The sequence below is a fragment of the Aquimarina sp. genome (assembly GCF_977115655.1).
In genome coordinates, this window is record NZ_CDSBKO010000078.1 from 1 (window position 1) to 22761 (window position 22761).

Sequence of the window (22761 nt, forward strand, 5' to 3'; positions counted from 1 at the left end):
ACAGAAATATATAGAAAATTATCAACCAAATATTTGTTTTTAAGCACAGTTCATCTAGCGTAGGCTGGAATCCATAATCCAAGTGAAGGGGTATTTTGCTTTTACAGATATTCATCCTCAAAAAGAATACAACTTAACTTAATGACAGGTATCGGGTTAAAATGGTATACTAGGCAATAAATTATGTAATGATTTTGTAAGTAGTAAAATCTTATAAGGTTTTATCAAAAGACACTGTTTCATTAAGTGTGTAACTTAAAATATCGAGGGTTTGACTTTTTTAAAGTCTTACCCTTTTTTCATATATAGTTAAGAACTGATTGAGGATTATTGGAAATAAAAAATTATCCTATCAACAAACATTCATCCCACTTTGTGTCAAAAGGTGCTATATAAGACAAAATAGACAAACCTATTCCTGCTATTCCTTCTAATAAGTTTACCTCTGGCTCCCATTTTTCTTTATTTCCTCCTCGCCATACCATATATCCTGCATATCCTTGCTTATGTATTGCCATGTCCAACGCTTTGTGTGCCCAAAAATCTGAAGCTTCTTTAAATGTAATGTCCTTTGTTTTTCTATATAAGTAATTATAAATATGAAGAACTCCGTATACCCCATGACACAATCCTGCATCTATAATGCCTGCTTCTTTAGTATCTGTTCGTTTAACAGAGTGTTTAAGTAGTTTTATTATTTCGTTTTTTAAATGGTCATCTTTTAATATCTCTGCCGCACGTAATATAGATATTCCAATACCTAAATCCCCGTAACACCAAGCTAGTCTGGAATTTTCATTTGAAAGGGTTTCTTTAAGAACCCAATTAGGAAATGAAGATGTAACAGTAGTATCCTCATTTTTGCAACTCATTATATAACGTACTGTCTGTCTTAGCAGTTCTTCTACTTTTATATAAAAATCCTCGTATTCTGCTAGTCTGGATAAAAAATTAACCATACTGGATATACCATGAGACAGTCCCAAATTACAACCTTTAATTTCTTCTTCTTTTTTTAGAACCGATTCCCACCAAACGCCTGAATCACTTTTTTTAGAGGATTTTTTTAAAGCTTTTATCAATTCTTCCAAATACTTTTTATAATTATCTTTTAATACTATTGATGTAGTATTTTGATACCGTTTTAAAAAATAATATCCATAACCAAGAGCACCGTGCAAAAAATCATAGTTTTTGGATTCTATATCTGTTTTCATAGCTTCTAACAAATACAAATCCAAATCTTCATCCATAAAATCATCTTCCAACTCTATAAACCCTTCTTCTTTAAGAATTTCTAATACCCAGCATGCTCCTGCAATACCGGTACAAAAAGTTGGATATACAAATCCAGTATTAATAATATCTATAGCTTTGGTAATGATCTCTACCCCCTTATCGGCATGATAATCATCCTCTGTAAACTTTGAATAATAAAACTGAAATAAAGCCACTCCTGATATCCCAGAAAGAACCCCTACCTCTTTATTGTCTATATTTTCAACATCCAGAACATTACTTATTTCTTGTAATTTGATTTTAAACCGACCTTCAATATCCATTCTGTATTTTGTATACTATATTTTACTGTTATAATAAAAATTATTACTTCTTAAAAACCGCAACCAAGGCTACCTATGGGGGATCCGTCGGGTATTTTTGGAAAAGCAGGTAAAATGGTATAATTTTCTGGTTTTTCTATAAACCTTTGGATTTGATGGATATAGTGCTCATTATACATTTTATCCGTAACATCTCCAGTCTTGCTTTTAAGAAGGGGAATTAACCCTTTAATTTTGGCATAAGCAATAGCATTAACCTGTGGATATACTTGTTCTGATTTTGCTAAATTCATTAAATATTTTAAGGTATTGGCTTTTACCACATACAGGATCTCTGCATGATAACTATTTTTGGCTTTAGTTTCAAAAGAAGCTTTTATTAATTGCTCTAAAGTTTCTGATAATCCCAACTGGCTTTGATCCAAACCCTTTTGCTGTACCAATCTGGAAACTCTTTCTGGATGCAGCAATAAACTTAGAGTCATTTCACTTGCTGTAGAAGCCGCACTTAATGCATCAAAACCAACACCTGTTTTACCCATAAAAGACTCTCTTGTACGAGGATATCCGTAAGCTCTGGGCGGAAATAATTTTAATTTATCTTCAGGAATAGCTAATACTTGTGGGGATAATGTTTTAATAACCTGAGTAAGGGCTTCTTTTTGTTTTTTAGAAGTAATAGTTTCTACTATAGTTTGTTGATCTCCTTTTACTGCATAATTATAATTTAATCCACCTATAAGCTTTACTGCAGCTTCTGTTTGATATCTGTGAAAGAAATAAAGAGGCACAAAAACATCTTCTAAGACAGAGTAAGGTTCAGTATTTCTTATATTATCTATAGAAAAGTTAGCCATCGCTACTTCTCTAACTTTTAATACATTTTCTAACTCCTCTGTCGCACTGTTCCCATTATCCCATAAATGTGCTAATTCGTGTGCTCCTCCTGGAGCTCTTGCATCACTATCTGTAATAAAATGCATACCGTTTTGATATGCTCTATTTAGAATTTTATTTAGCTCCTCCTTTTCTTTTGCTTCATTACTAAACTCAGAATAACTATACGCTACTGTTACTTTATCCCACTCCCCTATATTAGTACTATACGCATTAGATAAATCTATTTTACCATTTTTTAAGCTCACTGTAGGGTGTGGATAATCCATTACAGAAGCTCTATTTTTTGTACTGGCAGCAAAATTATGAGCAAAGCCGATAGTATGACCAACCTCATGAGCCGATAATTGCCGAATACGTGCAAGCGCCATTTCTAGCATAGGTTGATAATTATCATCTCTTTCTTTAAAAGGTTGGTTTAGTAATGCTTGTGCTATCAAAAAATCCTGACGTATTCGTAAGCTCCCCAGGCTAACATGACCCTTAATAATTTCACCCGTTCTGGGATCTACTACGCTAGCTCCATAACTCCATCCTCTGGTAGATCTATGTACCCATTGTATAACATTATACCTTACATCCATAGGATCTGCATCTGCGGGCAATATTTTTACCTGAAACGCATCTTTAAACCCAATAGCTTCATACGCTTGGTTCCACCATTTTGCACCATCTAATAATGCCGAACGAACAGGCTCTGGAGTACCCGGATCCAGATAATAAATTATGGGGTCTTTTGCCTCGCTTATTTCCTGATCCGGATTCTTTTTTTCTAAACGATGCCTGATAACATAATGCTTGGTAATTGTTTGCTGAACAGGAGTTGCATAATCCATATACGAAATAGATATTGCTCCGCTACGAGGATCAAATTCTCTCTTTTTATACTTGTTATCTGGCAATTCTACAAAAGAATGATGTTGTATAACCGAAAGATATTTTGAATCCGGAGCTACCGATTTTATGTTTTGCCCGCCCGATGCTCCTTTATAGGTTATTAATGCTTCAAACTCTACATTTTTAGGAAAAGCCCTGGTTCTTTCCATGCTTAAACCACTTCGTGATTTATCCACACTATAAGTCCCTTCTTTTTGAAATTTTAACCGATCAATTACACCATGTGTATCCTCCAAAAGAAAAGGGGTTAAATCAATAACATAAGTATTTGATTTTTCTTCCTTAATAGGAAAACCAAATAATACCGATTTGGCAAACGCTTGTTCCACGCTTTTTTTTTCTAATACATTATCGGTTATCGCTCTGTATTGTTGATTAGGTTGAACAAGCAACAATTTATTTCCTGCTTTTTGAAATTTAACTACTACTCCGTCCCCTATCTGCCCCCTGTCTAGCCCAATATCATTAGATCCCAGACCTGTTGCTAATGAGTGTACATATAAAAACTCAGATTCCAGCTTGTCAACTTCCAGATAAATCTCATCTTTTGATTCATTGTAATGAAACTTAAAATACCCATCATAAGAGGTTAGATTTTTTTGTTGCTCTAAAAACTGAGCAGAAACAATATTCCCTGTTAAGAAGAATATACATATAAAATATAGTTTCATAAAAGGATGATTTATGTATAAAATTTTGTTAGTACCGGTAAATTCAAACAATAATATGGTATAAACCACTAAAACTATAAAATAATACCAAAATTGTTTCTTACTGAACTGTTAAATCCTATTTTTGTGAAAAATAATTAGATTATGATTACTACCGAGACATTATTAGATCTCAGAAAGCGCCTGGTTGCGTTAAGGAGGTATCTTTGACATTGATGCCAAACTTATAGAAATAGCAAATCAAGAAGAAAAAACATACGCACCAAATTTTTGGGATAACGCACAAGAAGCAGAAATATTGATGCGAACTCTTAATGCTGAAAAAAAATGGGTTTCAGACTATAAAAAAGGAGAGACTCTAGTAGATGATTTAGAGGTTCTTTATGAATTTTTTAAAGAAGGAGATGCTACCGAGTCTGAAGTTATGGAACGTTTTGAAGAAACCAAATCCTTAATAGAAGATCTGGAGTTTAAAAACATGTTAAGTAATGAAGGAGATAGCATGAGTGCTGTTATACAAATCACAGCAGGTGCAGGTGGTACCGAAAGTTGTGATTGGGCAAGCATGCTTATGCGTATGTACCTGATGTGGGCAGAAAAACAAGGATACAAAATCAGGGAACTTAACTATCAGGAAGGAGATGTAGCTGGTATAAAAACGGTTACACTCGAAATAGAAGGAGATTATGCTTTTGGCTGGCTTAAAGGAGAAAATGGAGTACACCGATTGGTTCGTATATCCCCGTTTGACAGTAATGCAAAACGCCATACTTCATTTGCTTCTGTTTATGTATACCCTCTGGCAGATGATAGTATAGAAATAGATATAAACCCTTCAGATTATGAGATTATCACATCCAGATCCAGTGGTGCAGGTGGACAAAATGTAAATAAAGTAGAAACAAAAGTACAACTTACACATTTTCCTACCGGTATACAGATTTCTTGCTCAGATTCGAGATCACAGCATGATAACAGAGAAAAAGCATTACAAATGCTTAAATCTCAATTATTTGAAATCGAATTAAAAAAACAACAAGCACAACGAGACGAAATCGAAGCTTCAAAAATGAAGATTGAATGGGGATCGCAAATACGTAATTATGTTATGCATCCTTATAAATTGGTGAAAGATGTAAGAACTACCGAAGAAACGGGTAATGTAGACGCTGTTATGGACGGAAACATTGACTTGTTCTTAAAGGCTTATTTAATGATGATGGGACAAAAAAATGAAGATTAATTAAAAAATCAAAGATTACAAAATTACAGGAATAACCTATAAGTCTAATCCTTGATGTTACAGAACTTGTAATTTTTAAAAAAAATAACAATGACCACTATATACCATAATCCCAGGTGCAGCAAATCAAGAGAAGCCCTTGCTTTGCTGAAAGAAAAAAATGAAACTATTGAAATTGTAAATTATTTAGACACTCCTCTTACCAAAGAAAAATTAAGCGGAATTATTAGTCTTTTAGGTATATCCCCTATAGATCTGGTTAGAAAAAATGAGCCTGTCTGGAAAGAAAATTATAAAGACAAAAAAATAAATGAGAATGAATTAATAATAATAATGATTGAGAATCCAAAATTAATAGAAAGACCAATTGTTATTAAAAATGGAAAAGCTATTATAGGACGCCCTCCTGAAAAAGTTATAGATATTTTATAAAACATAAAATCATAAAAAGAAAATCACCTAAAAATTAACTTTTTTAGGCGACCTCTTTTACTATAACAGATTCAAACATTTAGCTTTTTGCTTAGTATAAAAGAGCTAAATAATTATTTTTTATGATTTATTTCTTATCTGGATACTGTTCCTACAATTTTTGTTACAGGACCTTTGTCCATAGTCATAATATCTTCTATAGGTTTTGCATCTGTCGGTATTTTATGAGCTAGGGGCTTTATAATAAATGGCCTAGTACTATCATTATCAGGATATGGTTCAACAGAGATAAAAGTTTTTTCTCCTCTTAAGTCAGCTGGAAATTTGAATCCTTTTGGAGCATTATATACAAAATCTTCACTAGGACTACTTGGTCCTTCTCCACTAAAATAGCGTCTTAAGTATCTATTATAATACGCCCTATGTGGCTCTGACTTATGATTATCATCATGACTATCAGTATTTCTGAAAGTTCCTGTAGTAAAAAGCTTACCTTTAATCTCTACCCATCCTTCATATTTCCAACCTTTTGGAAGCTTGGGTAGACTCATATATGAAGAAGGATCTGGGTATTTTTTGTAATCTACAAACCAAATACCGCTAGGGTTATTTGTACCAGCATAACTAGTAAACACTCCTAACACATATTTACCAGAAACCGAACTAAAATCTGCAATTATACCAGAATCTATTTTAGCATCATTGTTATAGAAATCTCCTGCCAAAACTTTTGTTTCTGAAGGTTCTTCCGGAGCAGAATCGATAGCAGGTTCAATGGTAAGAACAAACTTTGTTGCTTTTTTCAACTTTACAGGATCTACCTTGAATGTCTGAGGAAAAGTAACGGATGTTAATACCCCTGTACTTACAGGTTTTTCATCTACAATAATCCAACCTTCATAAACATAGTCTTTACCTAAATTTTCTAAACCTTTTATGTCAAGAGTTAGAACATTTTTTGACAGATCTTCTTTTTCTTCCTCAACAACTACCAATAATGGTACTACTACAGCTTCTCCATTTACAGGTTTTATAGTTAATGTACCATCTTTATATTCTCCTGATTTGGCATCTTTAGCATTATATGATAGAGTTATATTTATGGATTTATCCGGATCTATTTTTGTTGATCCTCCTTTTACAGTAACCGCCCCTTTAAAGGATTTAGTGTTTACTTTGATATTTAAACTATCTATAGTGTTTTTTGATTTGTTGGTTACCGTAATAACTACTTCTTTTTCGCCTGTCTTAGATTTAACTAAACCAAAATCAACTTTATCTTGACTTAAAACGATTACTTGTTTTTTGTCATTAACAGAGGTGTTTTCTGTAACAATATTATCATCATTTTTATCACATCCTATAATAGCTATAGTAATGCCTAAAATAAATAATAGATTAAATTTTAGCTTTTTCATTTTCATTTTTTTTTAAATTTATTTTTTAATATTATATATATACAACAGATTGAAGTACATATACCCTAAATTAATTTTAGAAAAAATTAATGATAAAGAATTAATCGTCATCATGGGTGAGACTCCAAAATTAATAGAAAGACCAATTGTTATTAAAAATGGAAAAGCTATTATAGGACGCCCTCCAGAAAAAATTATAGACATCTTGTAATACAAAAAGTGTTCGGTTAAATTTTATATTAACCGAACACTTTTTGTATTTATTCAATAGATTTATCTATCTACTACAAACCATTATTTGGTTCGTTGTACAGATCAATAACATCTGTTTCGTTTTCTGTTGCAGGTTTACCATCATTATTGTTATTATCAATAGTAGGATTTTCAACTTCAACCAAAACATCTTCTTTAAAAGATTCTGTTTCGCATGAAAATAATACGATAGTAATAGCTAATAATAAGGTAAGTTTTTTTAGGGCCATTTTAAATTTAGTTTGTTCTGTTAGTTAAATATCTTTAGCGTAAATCGGGGGCAAAAGTATCTAAAAAAAACACACAAAACTCACAAGACATCTAATGCTAAAGAAAGAAACCTCAATAATTCACAATAAATTGATACGAAGTTTTTAATAAAATAAACCAGAAATTCTCAATTATGCAACTCTTTCTAAAAACAGGAATATTTTCACTAAAATTTGATTAATATTTATACACATTAAGCAAATATTATTTTCTGTTAAAAAACTGAATTAATTAACAATTTAGTAATATTAAGTTGGTTTTTATTTGTTCAATTATCAATTATTCAGCAATAAGTTAACTTTAGCGCTATTTTCTCAAAATATACTTTGTGAAATTGAAAATCTCATCCAAAAAACAAAACAAGGTTAATAAAGTTCTTAATTTATTATTACGTTATAAACAAAAAACCTCTTTCTTTAATAAAAATTGACAAGTAAACATTAATGACCTATTTCACTTTTTTGACAGAAAAAGATTTTGCAAAGTTAGAACAGCCTTTTTAAAAAAGTTTATTTCAAAAAATTAAACCTTCCTAAAAATCTATAGTCTAATTATATAAATTTAACAAACCTATTAACCGTTTTCTAATGTCCCTTTAGATACTTTTAGCCGCGTTTTATACATCACTATACATGAAAAAAAATCTACTCTTACTTTTTTTTGTACCTATATACATTATATGTGCTCAAAATAAAAATCCTGCCAACACAATTGTATCTGTAACCGGGGTTGTATTAGATAAAAACACAAACAAGCCTTTAGAATATGCTACTATAGCTTTTTTTAGCCCGGAATTACAAAAAATTGTAACTGGAGGAATTACAAACGAAAATGGTAAATTTAAGATTGATGTTGAAACCGGAGTATATGATATAAACATTGAATTTATCTCTTTTAAAACAAAAAGTTTATTTAAACAAAAATTATTTAAAGACACTAACTTGGGGAACATAACTCTTACATTAAACACCGAGGCTTTAGAGGACGTTATAGTCATTGCAGAAAAAACTACCGTAGAGATAAAATTAGATAAAAAAATCTATAACGTAGGAAAAGATCTAACCGTTAGTGGTGGCACAGTTAGTGATGTTTTAGACAATGTACCTTCTGTATCTGTAGATGTCGAAGGCAATGTGGCGCTAAGAGGCAATGATAATGTAAGAATATTGATTAATGGTAAACCTTCTGGTCTGGCAGGTCTTAACAGTACAGATGCATTACGACAATTACTAGCAGAATCTATAGAGAAAATTGAAGTAATCACCTCCCCTTCTGCTCGTTATGATGCAGAAGGAACTGCCGGGATTTTAAATATTATTTTAAGAAGAAGCAAATTACAAGGCATTAATGGAGCCTTAACAATTAATACAGGTTATCCTTTTTCTGCCGGAATCTCGGGGAATCTTAATTACAGAACAGGGGATTTTAATTTTTTTACTACTTCTGGATATAATTACAGAGAAGCTCCCGGAAATTCATTATCCAAAACTCAATTTTTTAATACTACTACAAATGGAATAGATAATCCAGATTCTTTTCTTAACGAAACACGGGATTTTGATAGAATCCATAAAGTACAAAATTCAAATATAGGAATAGAATGGTATGTTAATGAAAACTCCTCTGTAACTACTTCTTTTTTATACAGATCTGGTGATAATAAAAATAGTACAACCAATACTATAACAGAGTTAAATGCTGATCAAAAAATAGTAAGTCAAAATTTACGTTTTGATCCGGAAAATGAAGAAGATGTTACTAAACAATACTCTCTAAACTATACAAAAAACTTTGAGAATAGTGGGCACAAACTAACTTTTGACTTTCAATTAGAAAATAGCGATGAAAATGAGAAGTCAAAAATCACACAACAAAATATCACAAGTACAGAACTTGTTAATACCCTCGAAAAGCAAGAGCGTATTTTATTACAAACCGACTATATTCTTCCTGTCGGAAAAAATAATCAATTCGAACTGGGGTACAGAGGTAATTTTAATGAACTAAACACAGACTACCTGGTACAATTAGAAGATAATAATAGTATAACTACAAACACTAATCTATCCAATAATTTAATCTATAACGAACAAATCAACGCCGTTTATTCTCAATTTGGAAGTAAATGGAATAAATTTTCTTACCTGTTAGGTCTTAGGGCAGAGGATACCAAAATTATGATCCACCAGCAAACCAGTAGCGATCTTAGTAGAAAAAACTATACCGATATATTTCCTACTATAAACCTGGGGTACGAGATTTCTAAAAACCAAAGTGTCACACTTGGATATAATCGAAGAATACAAAGACCGAGATCCAGATTCATTAATCCTTTTCCGTCCAGATCCAGTAGCACCAATTTATTTCAGGGAAATCCAAATCTCGACCCCAGTTATGCCAACGCTTTTGATATAGGCTACTTAAATAGAATGGGGAAAGTAACTTTAAACACTTCAATATACTATAATCACTCTACCCAAGTTTTTACATTTATCTCTGAAGATACAGGAGAAACCGCTATTATTGGTGCCGATCAAAACAATCCGGGAACAGAAATACCTGTTATACGAAGAACCCCAATAAACCTAACAAGTTCTGATCGATACGGATTTGAATTTACCTTAACATATAACCCTAATAAAAAATGGGGAATGAATGGTAATTTTAATGCTTTTCACAACATTATTAAAGGAAATTATAATGGCGAAAACCTGGATGCCAATAACCTAAGTTGGTTTGCCCGATTCAATAACAAAATTACATTACCTGCCAAAATTGATTGGCAAACCAGTGTCTTTTATAGTGGGCCAAGTGAGAACGCGCAAACCAAAAACGATGCAATTTTTAGTATGACCCTGGCATTAAGCAAAGACTTTTTTAAAGAAAAAGCATCTTTATCCTTTAACATAAATGATGTTTTTAACTCCCGAAAACGAATTAGTACTTCTGCCACTACCTCGTTTATTTCCAACAACGAATTTCAATGGAGGGAGCGTAGCTTTAATTTATCTTTCACCTATAGATTTAATCAAAAAAAGAAAAGAGAACATTCTCAAAGAGGTTTTAACGGCGAAGATGATTTTGGTAGTTAACAGGTGGTGATTAAACCCTTTTAATAAATTAATAAGCAAAAAAGGAAGTCATTTTTGACCTCCTTTTTTGTTATATATATAATAATGTATATGCTTTTTATGCTTCTTCTTTTGCTTTACGCTTAGATTCTCTCCATAACTTAAAGTTCTCAATATTAGCTCCAATAATCCAGTAAGGAACTACAAACGTTAATAAAAAAATCATTAACCAAAAACCAATGGTAAGGATAGTTAAAAATGCTAAAAAACCAAGATACTGATCGAATTCAAACATAACGATATACTAATTTTCAAATTTTGTCAAAGATAGGAACTCTTATTTATATGTCATAACAGAAATTTAATTTATTTTCATATTAAATAATTTAAGAGCAACTTATATTCTAAAAAGTAGTTCCTTTATTTAAAAATAGCGACTCAAATGTTTAAATTTGCAGTCGTAAAAAAAATCAAATCATCTTTACTAATGGAATATAGAATAGAGAAAGATACAATGGGTGAGGTAAAAGTACCTTCCGATAAGCTTTGGGGAGCACAAACAGAGCGCTCAAGAAATAATTTCAAAATTGGTGCGCCGGCATCTATGCCATTAGAAATCGTTTATGGTTTTGCATATTTAAAAAAAGCAGCAGCATACACCAACTGCGAATTAGGAGTATTACCCATAGAAAAGCGAGATCTGATAGCACAAGTATGTGATGAGATATTAGAAGGAAAACATGATGACCAGTTTCCTTTGGTAATATGGCAAACAGGATCTGGCACGCAAAGCAATATGAATGTAAATGAGGTAATTGCCAACAGAGCACACCAATTGGCAGGCAAAACAATTGGTGAAGGAGAAAAAACATTACAACCAAATGATGATGTAAATAAATCTCAATCCTCAAACGATACTTTTCCTACAGGTATGCATATTGCAGCCTATAAAAAAATAGTTTCTGTTACCATTCCGGGAGTAAGACAGTTAAGGGACACTCTTAAGAAAAAATCCGAAGAATTTAAAAATGTAGTAAAAATAGGACGTACCCATTTTATGGATGCAACCCCCCTTACTATTGGTCAGGAACTATCTGGCTATGTATCCCAACTGGATCATGGTATCAAAGCTTTAGAAAACACCCTGCCGCACATGGCAGAATTAGCCTTGGGAGGAACAGCGGTAGGAACCGGACTAAATACCCCAAAAGGATATGCCAAAAGAGTATCTGAATTTATAGCTCAGTTTACCAGTTTACCATTTATAACCGCCGAAAATAAATTTGAAGCACTGGCTGCGCATGATGCTTTTGTAGAGAGCCACGGGGCTTTAAAACTATTAGCTGTTTCTTTAAATAAAATAGGGAATGATATTAGAATGCTTGCATCCGGACCAAGAAGCGGAATTGGAGAATTAATCATTCCTGCCAATGAGCCCGGAAGCTCTATCATGCCGGGAAAAGTTAATCCAACACAATGTGAAGCCTTAACAATGGTATGCGCACAGGTTTTGGGTAATGATGTTGCCATAAATATAGGTGGTATGCAAGGGCATTTTGAATTAAATGTTTTTAAACCAGTAATGGCTGCAAACCTGCTTCAAAGTGCTCAATTAATAGGAGACGCATGTGTTTCTTTTGATGAGCATTGTGCACAAGGAATTGAACCCAATCAAAAAAGGATTACAGAGTTATTAAACAATTCGTTGATGTTGGTAACCGCTCTAAATACCAAAATAGGGTATTATAAAGCTGCCGAAATTGCTAATACAGCGCATAACAACGGCACAACTCTCAAGCATGAAGCTGTATCTTTAGGATATGTAACCGAAGAAGAGTTTGATGCCTGGGTAAAACCAGAAGATATGGTAGGTACTTTAAAATAATACAAACTACCTCTCTATAAAAAACCTTTTGGATTTTGATATCCAAAAGGTTTTTTTTATACAAAAGAAAACCCTTATACAATTTACGGATAAGAATTTCGTAAATCGTATTATACCCTCATTGCAAACTCACAAGGTATACCTTTTGAAAGCTATATTTTGCATTCAGGGAATAATCTATACGAAATACTTCTAAATAAGACGTTAAAAATACAAGGGGAATTTTCTCCCCAAAAACAAGATATTTAAAAAAGTAATTCTTATATTCGAAACTTACTCCCACACTAATTACCCCCTGTTTGTAAATTCTATAAAATTTATAGAAAGACATATCTGATATGTTTTCACAACATAATATTTGCCTTAAAATCAAGCATCTATTATAAAACTCAGAAACATTATAAAACAGGGACTATATAAATTAATTTTTAAAACCTAAAACTTATGAACCTAAAAATCAGCCCTTCAATAGGTGTTGCCAGACTAGGAAACAGTCCTCAACAATTTTGCCTTTCTCCCGATACTATTGGTGGACTTCCATTTGAAGCAGATTCATTTGGAAACAAGAAAGGAACTATTATTCAGTTTAAAGATGATTCCGGACAAGTACGAAGACAAGGTCAGCTTTTTAAAATCTTTAACGAAGATGGTAAAGAGATCACTATAGAGTCTACCAATGTTAACTCTATAGTATGGACTGCTCATCTGGCCAATAAAAAGGCTGCCTGGTACCAATATAGTGAACTGGAAGGTAATCTGCTGTATGGTAATGAAAACAGCTATTCCAACAGAAAAGTACCACTTAGAAACCCCGAAATAACCGGTGAAAAAGACAGACAGCAATTAATTATTGACCCGGGCCCAAGAACCATAAGTGGTGCCAGACAATCTATTGGATTTGATGAGGGTAACGTGCCTGCCGGATATCCATCTTCATATCCCCCAAAAGAAGTAGATTATGGTAAATCCATTACTACATTGGGAGATCTTTTAACCGATGATAAAGGACGATTAATTGTTATAGGCGGTTATGGTCATGCCGGTGGTAATGAACCTTTAACCAGTTATGGAGGATCCAATACATGGCATGATGATATTTCAGACGGCCCGGTATACTGTACTATAACTTTTAACGATGATACTCCAACAATAGAGTTACAAGCATGGGTAATTGTTGGATCTCCTGATTTTGCCCCGGAAATTGTAAATATTTCTAGCCTAAGCGATAGTATGTTTGATGTAGGGGTACGTAAATTTAATCTTGTGCCAGAAATGTTTGCTAATGGCAATTATCTTACCTCTTATATTGCAAACTACCAAAGGGATATCCTGCCTATCATTAAGCGGCTCGGAGCATACCAATGGGTTGCCAATGTGCAATCTATGATGGCGTTTACTTCTAATGTTTTTGATTTTTCAGATCCTGGTGAAGCTAATAAAGCCAATAGAACCAATTATTTTTCTTATTTCAGGAAAGCTAACGACAAATTGAATCCATCCCCTGATCAGCCTCAGGAAAAATTATTTAAAGAAAATGGCACAGACATATTTCCTATGATGCCATTAAACTCTGGTAGTAACTCGGTTAGCAATGAAACTATTGAAAAATTTCTGGCATTAAACGAAACACAATTATTTTTATTTGAGCAATGGGCCAACGGTAATTTTGTAAATAACCCGGAGTTTAGACCATACCCGATTAGCGAGATAGACATGGCCAGTGTAGGAAACTGTGTTGGTTTACCAATGTGTCCTGGTATAGAAGTTACATGGAGTGTTCAAAATGAAAACATATACTCTGCTCCATATACTATTTCTGATCAAAAAGGAAAAGACGGGTACAATACAACCGGTCTTACTCCATCCAGAGATGAGTGCGAGGGTGGTGGCTGCGAGCCGGGTGACCTTACCAAAAGAATGGCATGCCCGTGGCAAGCAGATTTTTTTCAATGCACAATTCAATATGTTAATTTTAGTGATCCCGAAATCAATAAGGATACCAGACACCAAACAGATACATTGGTTACCAAAAAAACATGGCAACAATCCGGAGCCGAATATTCGAGTACAGAAATTACCACAACCCAATCCAAAGAACCATTACCCCCATCCTATTACACATACTGGTGGCCACCACAAAGCCCCTGGGATGTAATATCCGGAGAGATAACTTTAGAAGGCCAACAAGAATCGTACGTTCCCGCAGGGCAACAAATGAATTATGCCCGGGGTATTAATAGTTTTACACAAATGGTAGAACATTGGTCTGCACTAGCTTTTATTAGAAATAATAATGCTAAAGATCAGGGATTTCCATATTTTACAGAAACCGAAAGAAATAATGAATTGTTTTCTTTTAAAGAAGTTGGTGTAGGGACTATTAGTGGAAACTCTGATGATAACGAAACTACTATTCCTGTGTTTTTTATAGAAGAAAATTCTGAAAAAATAAAAGAGAAAAGTGAAAGGGCAAAAAAAATGGTTGCTTTTCTTGAAAAAAGAGCATTTAAAGCTATTAAGATATCCGGAAAAACTTTAGGGACACCTCGCTCCGGAACAAGATCCAGAAGATAGTATTGGTATGACAGTACAACCGTTAACAACAGATGTGCTTATTGTAGGTGGAGGTCCGGCAGGGACCTCTGCCGCATTAAGTCTTTTAAATTATTCTAACGCTACCGTTATGCTGGTAGAACAATCTGATTTTAATAATACCCGGGTAGGCGAACATGTATCCTCCAGCCTTTTTGATATTCTAAAATATTTAAAAATAGACAAAGATGATTTTGAGTCTGGCAGCTTTATGCCCAGCTACGGCAATACGTCCTACTGGGGCAGCAACCAACCAACCTCTACCGAATCTATTTTTACGGTAGAAACTTCAACTTTTCAATTAGACAGGGATAAATTTGATTTTAAATTAGTGGAACAAGTTGCTGAAAGGGGAGGAATTGTTTTTCCCAGAACAAAATGTTTAAACTACCTGTTGCTTCAAAACAATGAATGGGAAATAATTTTAAAACATCCTGAAAAAGGTATATTTACAGTATTTGCCAAATATTTAATTGATGCCACCGGCAGACAAGCAAGTGTATGCAGACAAATTGGGGTTCCTTCAAAAAAAATAGACTCTTTAATGGGTATTGGGGCTTTTTTTAAACTTAAAGAGGGCTACAAATTAAATCACAATCAAGTATTGGAAACCAATGAGTTTGGTTGGTGGTACAATGCTGTACTACCTGATAAAACAGTTGTTACAACGCTTTTTTCTGATGCAGATATTATAGCACAGCACAAATTAAATCAAAATGATACATGGTATGATTTATTACAAAGTACAAATCTTATAAAACATAAATTAAAAGACACGGTATCCCTGTCCAAAAAGGTGTGGGTTCGCAATGCTTGTACCCAAATTTCAGATTCATCGTTCAAAGACAGTTTTATTGCCATTGGGGATGCCGCTTCTTCGTTTGATCCTATTTCATCAATGGGGATAGGTTTTGCCATGTCATCGGCATGTAATGCTGCCAGAATTATTAAATATCAACTAATCAAAAAAGATCCTGAAAGAGTTATATCCTATCAAAAAGATATATCCAATAATTTTGACAATTACCTAAAAATCAGAAAGCAATTTTACCAGCAAGAAAAACGTTGGCCTTCATCTGTTTTCTGGAAAAGAAGAAATTAATGTGCCATGTGTTTTTAACTATAATCTGTCAATTCGATTAATTCTACTTTAAGAGAAGTCTATTATGAATAGGGATTTAGCTTAAAAAGCTATTCTCGATAACTCGGTTGAGTTTGCCGAAGTATCTTTTGTCTTCATGTCCTCTCGAACGTTACGGCAGGCTCAAGACAGGCTTTGTCGAGAGACTGATACGACAAAACACTACTATTGACGCTTTTTTCGTAATAATTTTCCTAAATGTACAACAAGTTATTACAGTATATTTTCGATTATATAGACAATACTTCTGAAACAAAATTATCCTACAAAATCATTTTTGTTCTTTTTTTTAGCTTTAACTTAATTTAATTGTTAAGTTTACGTTAATGAAACACTGTATATTATTAATTATTTCCTGCATTTTTGTTTCCTCTTCTTCTATTAGTCCTGATACCTATATCGGAAAATGGAAAATTACCGGGGGCTCTGTTATAGAAATATATCAAGAAGGAAAGTTTTTCTACGGAAAAATACATAAGCGTACAGAAAAGCCAATATCCAATCTTAATGGTTTAGATAATAACAATCCTTTAAAAGAACTTCAAAACCGACCTTTATTAGGAATGATTATTCTGGATAAACTGGTTTATGAGGATGGGGCTTTATCCGGCGGCACTATATACAATGCAGATAGCGGTAAAAGTTATAATGTAAAAGTATGGATAAACAATGACGACAAAAATACTTGTTATATAAGGGCTTATAAAAGTGTCTTATTTAAAACATTTGAAGCAAAAAGGGTCAACAATTAATTGCTAACCCTTTTTTTTTGTTATACTCCTTAAAATTCAATGATTATATTGCTCCTAATTGCTTTTGACCGGAAATAACCACTTTATCCAAAGCTTGTTCCAGATCCCAGATTAAATCTTTGGCAGACTCTACTCCTATAGATAACCTGATTAATCGGTCTGTTATATTCATTTGTTGTCTTTGTGCCTCCTCTACCCCTGCATGTGTCATTGTTTTAGGGTGTTGAGCCAGACTTTCTGTCCCTCCCAGACTTACAGCAAGTTTCATTAGCTTAAGATTGTTCAAGAACGAAAAAGCTTCTTTTTCTCTACCAAAAATATCGAATGAAACCATGGCCCCGGGGGCAGAACATTGTTTTGTATATATATCATGAGCATCTGTTCCTACTTTTAACAGACCCAAATAATATACGTTTTTTACTTTGGGGTGTGTATTCAAATAATCTGCAACAATTTGTGCATTTTGTGTTTGCTGATCCATTCTTATTTTTAAAGTTTCCAGGCTTCTTAATAGCAACCATGCGGTATGCGGACTTACCATGTTTCCTAAAAAAGTACGTAATGTTTTTACTCTTAACATAAGTTCTGCATTACCCAAAACAGCCCCTGCAATTAAATCACTATGCCCGCCAATATATTTTGTGGCAGAATACAATACTAAATCTGCACCGCATTGCAACGGGTGTTGCCACAACGGTCCCATATATGTATTATCTACAGAAACCAATACCTTTTTTTCATTAGTGCTGTATTTTGCAGCTATTTGACTGTATTTTTTGATATCTACAATATCATTGGTCGGGTTTGCCGGAGTTTCTAAATAAATCATTGCCAGTTGATCTGCTTTGCCAGACTCTTCAATCATAGCAATAACTTCATCGGTACTCTGATTAGGCATTACCCCAATAGTATGTACCCCTATTTTATCCAAAAAATGATGTATAAAATGATCGGTGCCACCATATACAGGGTTACTATATACTAATAAATCCCTGGGTTTAAGAAACTCTAATAAAACGGTACTTATTGCAGACATCCCACTTTCAAAAACTGCGCAGCTATCTGCTTTATCCCATAAACAGAGTCTGTTTTCAAGAATTTCCAGATTTGGGTTATTAATTCGGCTATATATAAGTCCCAATTCTTCTTTGGGCGATTTTTTCCGTAGACCATAGGCCAATTCAAAAAATGCTTTTCCTTCTTCGGCCGTTTTAAATACAAAAGTCGATGTTTGAAAAATCGGGCATTTTATTGCGCCTTCAGACAGTTCTGGCTTATAACCATAAGTCATCATTAAACTTTCGGGATTGAAATCATGTTTTTTCATATATATACTATAGTTATAAGTTATTTAAAAATTACCTCGAAAAACAACGCTTCTCCCTTTATTAAACAGTACTATTTTTGTACTGCATAAGTATTCTATATTTAGGGTACCTGAGGTACCAAGGAATTACTTTCTCGGGATGGATCATTATTGTACAATCGATGTGTTAAAGCTACAGCTCTAAGAATTAAAAACCACATATAACCAGTATATAAGAAATTATAACACAAATAACCATATTGGTTAGAATTTTATTCTATATTTGATTGTCTAAATACCCTTTTACAGAAAAATATTATGGATAAAACAGACCGGTCGATATTACTTTTATTACAAAAAGACGGGAAAATCACTATTAAAGAAATTGCCGAAAGATTAAACTTAACTACTACCCCTATTTTTGAAAGGGTAAAAAAGTTAGAACGAGAAGGGTATATCAAATCGTACAAAGCCATTTTGGATCGTAAAAAAGCCGGGCTTCAATTAATGGTTTTTTGTAATGTTACTTTAAATCTGCATCAAACAGATTTCCTGAAAAAATTTGAAAAAGATATTCAGCAATTTCCAGAAGTTGTAGAGTGTTATCATGTTGCTGGTATGTTTGATTATTTAATCAAAATATATGCAGAAAACATGGAACGTTATCAGGATTTTTTATCCAACAAATTGGCTTCTTTAGAAAACATTTCCAAAGTACAAAGCTCTTTTGTTATGACCGAAGTAAAGGATTTTTCGTACTTACCAATTCCTTAGACCTTCTCATTTAAAAAAAATAAGGTTTTAAACTTACCGCATTATTTTAACCAAAAGTTCTTTAAGAATATCCCCTTGCGGAAGGTTTGCTGCTCCTACTCCTTTACTTTTTATATCTGCATCTCTTAAACTGGCAATAATACTGCTCACTTTTTTCATAGGATAATTATGGGCAGCCTCAGAATAATCTTTCACAAAATATGGGTTGATTTTTAATGCGCCGGCAACACCTTTGGGGGATTTGTCTGATAAGCCATGATACTGTAATACCTGCGAGAAAAAGCTATATAATAACGAAATAGTAACCACCAAAGGGTTATCTTTTGGGTTTTGTGCAAAATATTTTATAATCATGTGTGCCTTTGTATCATTTTTGGTACCAATGGCTTTACGAAGTTCAAAATTATTAAAGTCTTTACTAATTCCTATATTTTCTTCTATATGGTTTGCTGTAATCTGGGCACCTGAAGGAATAATCAATTTTAGTTTATCTAATTCATTGTTTATTTTACCAAGATCTGTTCCCAAAAACTCAACAAGCATTTGTGCTGCTTTTGGCTCTATAGTATATTTGGATCCTGCCAAAACCCTTTTTATCCAATCTGCAACCTGATTTTCGTATAATTTTTTACTTTCAAAAATGACTCCGTTTTTTGCTACTACTTTATAGAGTTTTTTTCTTTTATCTATCTTTTTATATTTGTAGCACATAACCAATACGGTAGATGGTTGAGGATTATCGGCATAATCTGATAGTTTTTCTATAGTTCTGGATAATTCTTGAGCTTCTTTTACAATAACCACCTGTCTTTCTGCCATCATCGGGAAACGTTTTGCATTTGCAACTATATCTTCGATACTTACATCCCTACCATATAATACCATTTGGTTAAACCCTTTTTCCTCTTCTGCCAGCACATTTTTATCTATGTATTCTGCAATCCGGTCTATATAATAAGGCTCTTCCCCCATCAAAAAATAGATAGGTTTAATATCTCCTTTTTTTATATCATTTACGATTTGTTTTACTTCATCCATTAAGAAAAATTCATCAAATTTGTGTTATGCAAAAGCTTAACTTTCCCAAGTATACGTTCAGGCTCAAAAATAGCGAAAATAAAGTTTCTATTTTTGACCGTATTCGCAAAAAGTTCGTTATCCTTACTCCCGAAGAATGGGTAAGGCAACATACGGTGCACTATTTAATCGAAGAAAAAAAATATCCTGAAAGCTTAATTAATGTAGAAAAACTGATACGCTACAACAATCTTAACAAACGTTATGATATTATTATATTTAAACCCGATGGCAGTATACTTCTTATTGTAGAGTGTAAATCTGCTCAAATAAAAATTACTCAGGATGTATTTGATCAAATTGCAAGATACAACCTTGCCCTTGATGCCGATTTTTTGATGATAACAAATGGTATAGAACATTATTATTGTCAAATGAATTTTATAGATAAACACTATACTTTTCTAAAAGATATACCCGATTATAAAAAATAAACTATTTACCTTGCAAACGTGAAGATAGCAGTTGTAATATTAAATTGGAATGGAAAAGCTTTATTAGAAGAATTTTTGCCTTCGGTAATAAAATACTCTGAAGAAGCTACAATATACTTAGCCGATAATGCATCTACAGATGGTTCTATACCGTATGTAAAGGCAGCTTTTGCTGAGGTTAAAATCATTAAAAATGAAGTAAATGGTGGTTATGCAAAAGGATATAATGATGCCTTATCAAAAATTGAAGCAGACATTTACTGTCTTCTTAACAGCGATGTCGAAGTTACCAAAGACTGGCTTGTTCCTGTGCTTGAAAACTTTACAAACCGTAGTGATATTGCAGCAATACAACCAAAAATTTTAGATTATAAAAAAAAGACTTATTTTGAATATGCCGGAGCAGCAGGAGGATTTATAGATAAATTAGGCTACCCTTATTGTCGTGGAAGAATTTTTGACACTCTCGAAGAGGATACAGGGCAATATAATGATACTGTCCCCATTTTTTGGGCTAGTGGTGCCTGTTTATTTATAAAAAAACAAGTATTTGAAGAAGTTGGGAAATTAGATGAAGATTTTTTTGCACATCAAGAAGAGATCGATCTCTGTTGGCGAATACAAAATCATGGGTATACGATACTATACGAAGGGAATTCAACAGTTTATCATTTGGGTGGCGCTACATTAAACAGTATGAATCCAAAAAAAACTTTTCTTAATTTTAGAAACAGTTTATACCTATTGGTCAAAAATGTTCCCGGAAATAAAGTTTGGTCTTTAATTTTTTTAAGGATGTTATTAGATGGCATTGCTGCGATAAGGTTTTTAACACAAGGAAAGTTCTCCCATTTTTTTGCTATTATCAAGGCACATTTAAACTTTTATTTGAATTTCAGGACTTTGACAAAAAAACGCAAAAAACTTTTAAAAGCAGGGAAATATTATTCTGTTTTTTCCGTTGTATGGCAGTATTTCATTTTAAAGCATAAACATTTCAAACAATTATAAAGGGTATATAATAAATTATTGTTAATGGCTAAGCAATACGCTACATTTTTAATAATTTTGAGTTATATAACCAGAAATAAGACTAAAAACAAATTTTCTAATGAAAAAAGCAATGATTATTGGGGCTTCCCTTGCAATTCTATTATCTTCATGTGTTTCGCAGAAGAAATTTTCGGAATTAGAAGCCAAACAAAAAGAAACTCAGGATTTATTAAACACAGCAACTGTTAAGTTAAATAGTTGTCTTGAAGAAAAAGCTAGTTCATCTTCACAACTTAAAGTACTTCAGGATCAAGTATCCAATTTAAAAAATCAAAACTCTGCATTACTCAATAATGTTGGCAACCTGGCAACACTATCTACCAAAGAAGCAGAAAATTTAGAAAAATCTTTGGAAAGTATTAAAGAAAAAGATTTACAAATTAAAACAATGCAGGATGCACTAACCAAAAAGGATTCTGTAACCCTTGCATTGGTTACTAGTCTTAAAGGTGCTTTAGGAAACCTTGCCGATGAAGATATTCAGGTTAATGTAGAAAAAGGAGTAGTATATGTTTCTATATCTGATAAGCTTTTATTTACCAGTGGCAGTTATAATGTTTCTCCAAGAGCTCGTGAAGTATTGGGTAAAGTAGCAAAAGTTGTTAATGATAAACCAGATATCGAATTTTTGGTAGAAGGACACACAGATAATGTGCCTATCAAAAACAAAGTACTTTTGGACAACTGGGATTTAAGTGTAAAAAGAGCAACTTCTGTAGTTAGGGTTTTACAAAACGATTTTAAAGTAGATCCTAAGCGTATGACAGCAGCAGGAAGAAGTTATTACATCCCAGTATCTGATAACAGTAATGCAGAAAATCGTGCTAAAAACAGACGTACAAGAATCGTTGTTTTACCAAAACTGGATCAATTTTACAATATGATCGAGGATGGCATGAAAAAAGCTTCTCAAGGAGGTAACTAAAATTATAATAAAATAATTATTTTATTATAATAATAAAAAAAGGATCGTTAAATAAGAGGCTACTGAAAAAGTCACGAACTTAAATAAAAGCGGTAAGTATTTTAGATAC

The 22761-nt window shown here is 33.0% G+C and carries 18 protein-coding genes and 1 pseudogene; 12 read left to right on the plus strand and 7 right to left on the minus strand.

Annotation, left to right across the window (positions count from 1 at the left end; translation table 11 throughout):
* Positions 1-344: 344 nt before the first annotated feature.
* Both ACZIYX_RS21740 and ACZIYX_RS21745 read right to left on the minus strand, forming a co-directional pair.
* A complete protein-coding gene (locus ACZIYX_RS21740; RefSeq protein WP_462684368.1) occupies positions 345-1562 on the minus strand; it encodes a lanthionine synthetase C family protein in 1218 nt (405 codons plus the stop codon).
* A 50-nt stretch (positions 1563-1612) separates the two neighbouring features.
* A complete protein-coding gene (locus ACZIYX_RS21745; protein ID WP_462684369.1) occupies positions 1613-4027 on the minus strand; it encodes a zinc-dependent metalloprotease in 2415 nt (804 codons plus the stop codon).
* Between the two features lie 144 nt (positions 4028-4171).
* Here ACZIYX_RS21745 and prfB point away from each other — a divergent pair.
* Both prfB and arsC read left to right on the plus strand, forming a co-directional pair.
* Positions 4172-5270, plus strand: a protein-coding gene (gene prfB / locus ACZIYX_RS21750; protein WP_462684370.1) for a peptide chain release factor 2 whose coding sequence is annotated in 2 segments (ribosomal slippage) — positions 4172-4234 and positions 4236-5270 — 1098 coding nt in all. Because the reading frame shifts where the segments join, the coding sequence is not laid out codon by codon here.
* Between the two features lie 90 nt (positions 5271-5360).
* Positions 5361-5702 (plus strand): arsenate reductase (glutaredoxin), encoded by a 342-nt coding sequence (gene arsC / locus ACZIYX_RS21755; RefSeq protein ID WP_462684371.1) that lies wholly within the window; start codon positions 5361-5363, stop codon positions 5700-5702.
* 134 nt (positions 5703-5836) lie between these two features.
* On the opposite strand, the gene ACZIYX_RS21760 is transcribed toward arsC, so the two are convergent.
* Positions 5837-7120: an anti-sigma factor gene (locus ACZIYX_RS21760; RefSeq protein ID WP_462684372.1), complete on the minus strand. Its 1284-nt coding sequence runs from the start codon at positions 7118-7120 to the stop codon at positions 5837-5839.
* 88 nt (positions 7121-7208) lie between these two features.
* Here ACZIYX_RS21760 and ACZIYX_RS21765 point away from each other — a divergent pair.
* A pseudogene (locus ACZIYX_RS21765) lies at positions 7209-7331 on the plus strand (ArsC/Spx/MgsR family protein); the annotation flags it as partial.
* 73 nt (positions 7332-7404) lie between these two features.
* Here the strand turns inward: ACZIYX_RS21765 and ACZIYX_RS21770 are convergent.
* Complete coding sequence (locus ACZIYX_RS21770; RefSeq protein ID WP_462684373.1) at positions 7405-7602, minus strand: hypothetical protein; 198 nt, start codon at positions 7600-7602, stop codon at positions 7405-7407.
* 672 nt (positions 7603-8274) lie between these two features.
* Here ACZIYX_RS21770 and ACZIYX_RS21775 point away from each other — a divergent pair.
* On the plus strand, positions 8275-10734 hold the full coding sequence (locus tag ACZIYX_RS21775) for a TonB-dependent receptor (protein WP_462684374.1): 2460 nt from the start codon (positions 8275-8277) through the stop codon (positions 10732-10734).
* A gap of 97 nt (positions 10735-10831) precedes the next feature.
* Here the strand turns inward: ACZIYX_RS21775 and ACZIYX_RS21780 are convergent, their stop codons facing one another.
* A complete protein-coding gene (locus ACZIYX_RS21780; protein ID WP_169726192.1) occupies positions 10832-11008 on the minus strand; it encodes a hypothetical protein in 177 nt (58 codons plus the stop codon).
* 192 nt (positions 11009-11200) lie between these two features.
* Between ACZIYX_RS21780 and fumC the strand changes: the two genes are divergently transcribed.
* The 4 genes from fumC (at position 11201) to ACZIYX_RS21800 (ending at position 17083) form a co-directional block, all read left to right on the plus strand.
* Positions 11201-12598, plus strand: a complete 1398-nt coding sequence (fumC, locus tag ACZIYX_RS21785) for a class II fumarate hydratase (protein ID WP_462684375.1) — start codon at positions 11201-11203, stop codon at positions 12596-12598.
* A gap of 444 nt (positions 12599-13042) precedes the next feature.
* Positions 13043-15172 carry a CTQ-dependent lysine 6-oxidase LodA gene (lodA, locus tag ACZIYX_RS21790; RefSeq protein WP_462684376.1) on the plus strand — a complete coding sequence of 710 codons (2130 nt, stop codon included), beginning with the start codon at positions 13043-13045 and terminating at the stop codon, positions 15170-15172.
* Positions 15173-15179: 7 nt separating this feature from the next.
* Positions 15180-16292 carry a lysine-epsilon-oxidase maturase LodB gene (gene lodB / locus ACZIYX_RS21795; RefSeq protein WP_462684377.1) on the plus strand — a complete coding sequence of 371 codons (1113 nt, stop codon included), beginning with the start codon at positions 15180-15182 and terminating at the stop codon, positions 16290-16292.
* Positions 16293-16657: 365 nt separating this feature from the next.
* Complete coding sequence (locus ACZIYX_RS21800) at positions 16658-17083, plus strand: DUF2147 domain-containing protein (protein WP_462684378.1); 426 nt, start codon at positions 16658-16660, stop codon at positions 17081-17083.
* A gap of 43 nt (positions 17084-17126) precedes the next feature.
* On the opposite strand, the gene ACZIYX_RS21805 is transcribed toward ACZIYX_RS21800, so the two are convergent.
* Positions 17127-18410: a cystathionine gamma-synthase family protein gene (locus ACZIYX_RS21805; RefSeq protein ID WP_462684379.1), complete on the minus strand. Its 1284-nt coding sequence runs from the start codon at positions 18408-18410 to the stop codon at positions 17127-17129.
* Between the two features lie 297 nt (positions 18411-18707).
* On the opposite strand from ACZIYX_RS21805, the gene ACZIYX_RS21810 reads away from it, so the two are divergent.
* The gene (locus ACZIYX_RS21810; RefSeq protein ID WP_462684380.1) at positions 18708-19163 is read left to right on the plus strand and encodes an Lrp/AsnC family transcriptional regulator; all 456 of its coding nucleotides are present in this window, start codon (positions 18708-18710) and stop codon (positions 19161-19163) included.
* A 33-nt stretch (positions 19164-19196) separates the two neighbouring features.
* On the opposite strand, the gene holA is transcribed toward ACZIYX_RS21810, so the two are convergent.
* Entirely contained in the window at positions 19197-20201 is a 1005-nt protein-coding gene (holA, locus tag ACZIYX_RS21815; RefSeq protein ID WP_462684381.1) for a DNA polymerase III subunit delta, read from the minus strand.
* A gap of 26 nt (positions 20202-20227) precedes the next feature.
* Between holA and ACZIYX_RS21820 the strand changes: the two genes are divergently transcribed.
* The 3 genes from ACZIYX_RS21820 (at position 20228) to ACZIYX_RS21830 (ending at position 22652) form a co-directional block, all read left to right on the plus strand.
* Positions 20228-20674, plus strand: a complete 447-nt coding sequence (locus tag ACZIYX_RS21820) for a type I restriction enzyme HsdR N-terminal domain-containing protein (protein WP_462684382.1) — start codon at positions 20228-20230, stop codon at positions 20672-20674.
* 18 nt (positions 20675-20692) lie between these two features.
* On the plus strand, positions 20693-21685 hold the full coding sequence (locus ACZIYX_RS21825) for a glycosyltransferase family 2 protein (protein WP_462684383.1): 993 nt from the start codon (positions 20693-20695) through the stop codon (positions 21683-21685).
* 100 nt (positions 21686-21785) lie between these two features.
* Complete coding sequence (locus ACZIYX_RS21830) at positions 21786-22652, plus strand: OmpA/MotB family protein (protein ID WP_462684384.1); 867 nt, start codon at positions 21786-21788, stop codon at positions 22650-22652.
* Positions 22653-22761 lie beyond the last annotated feature (109 nt).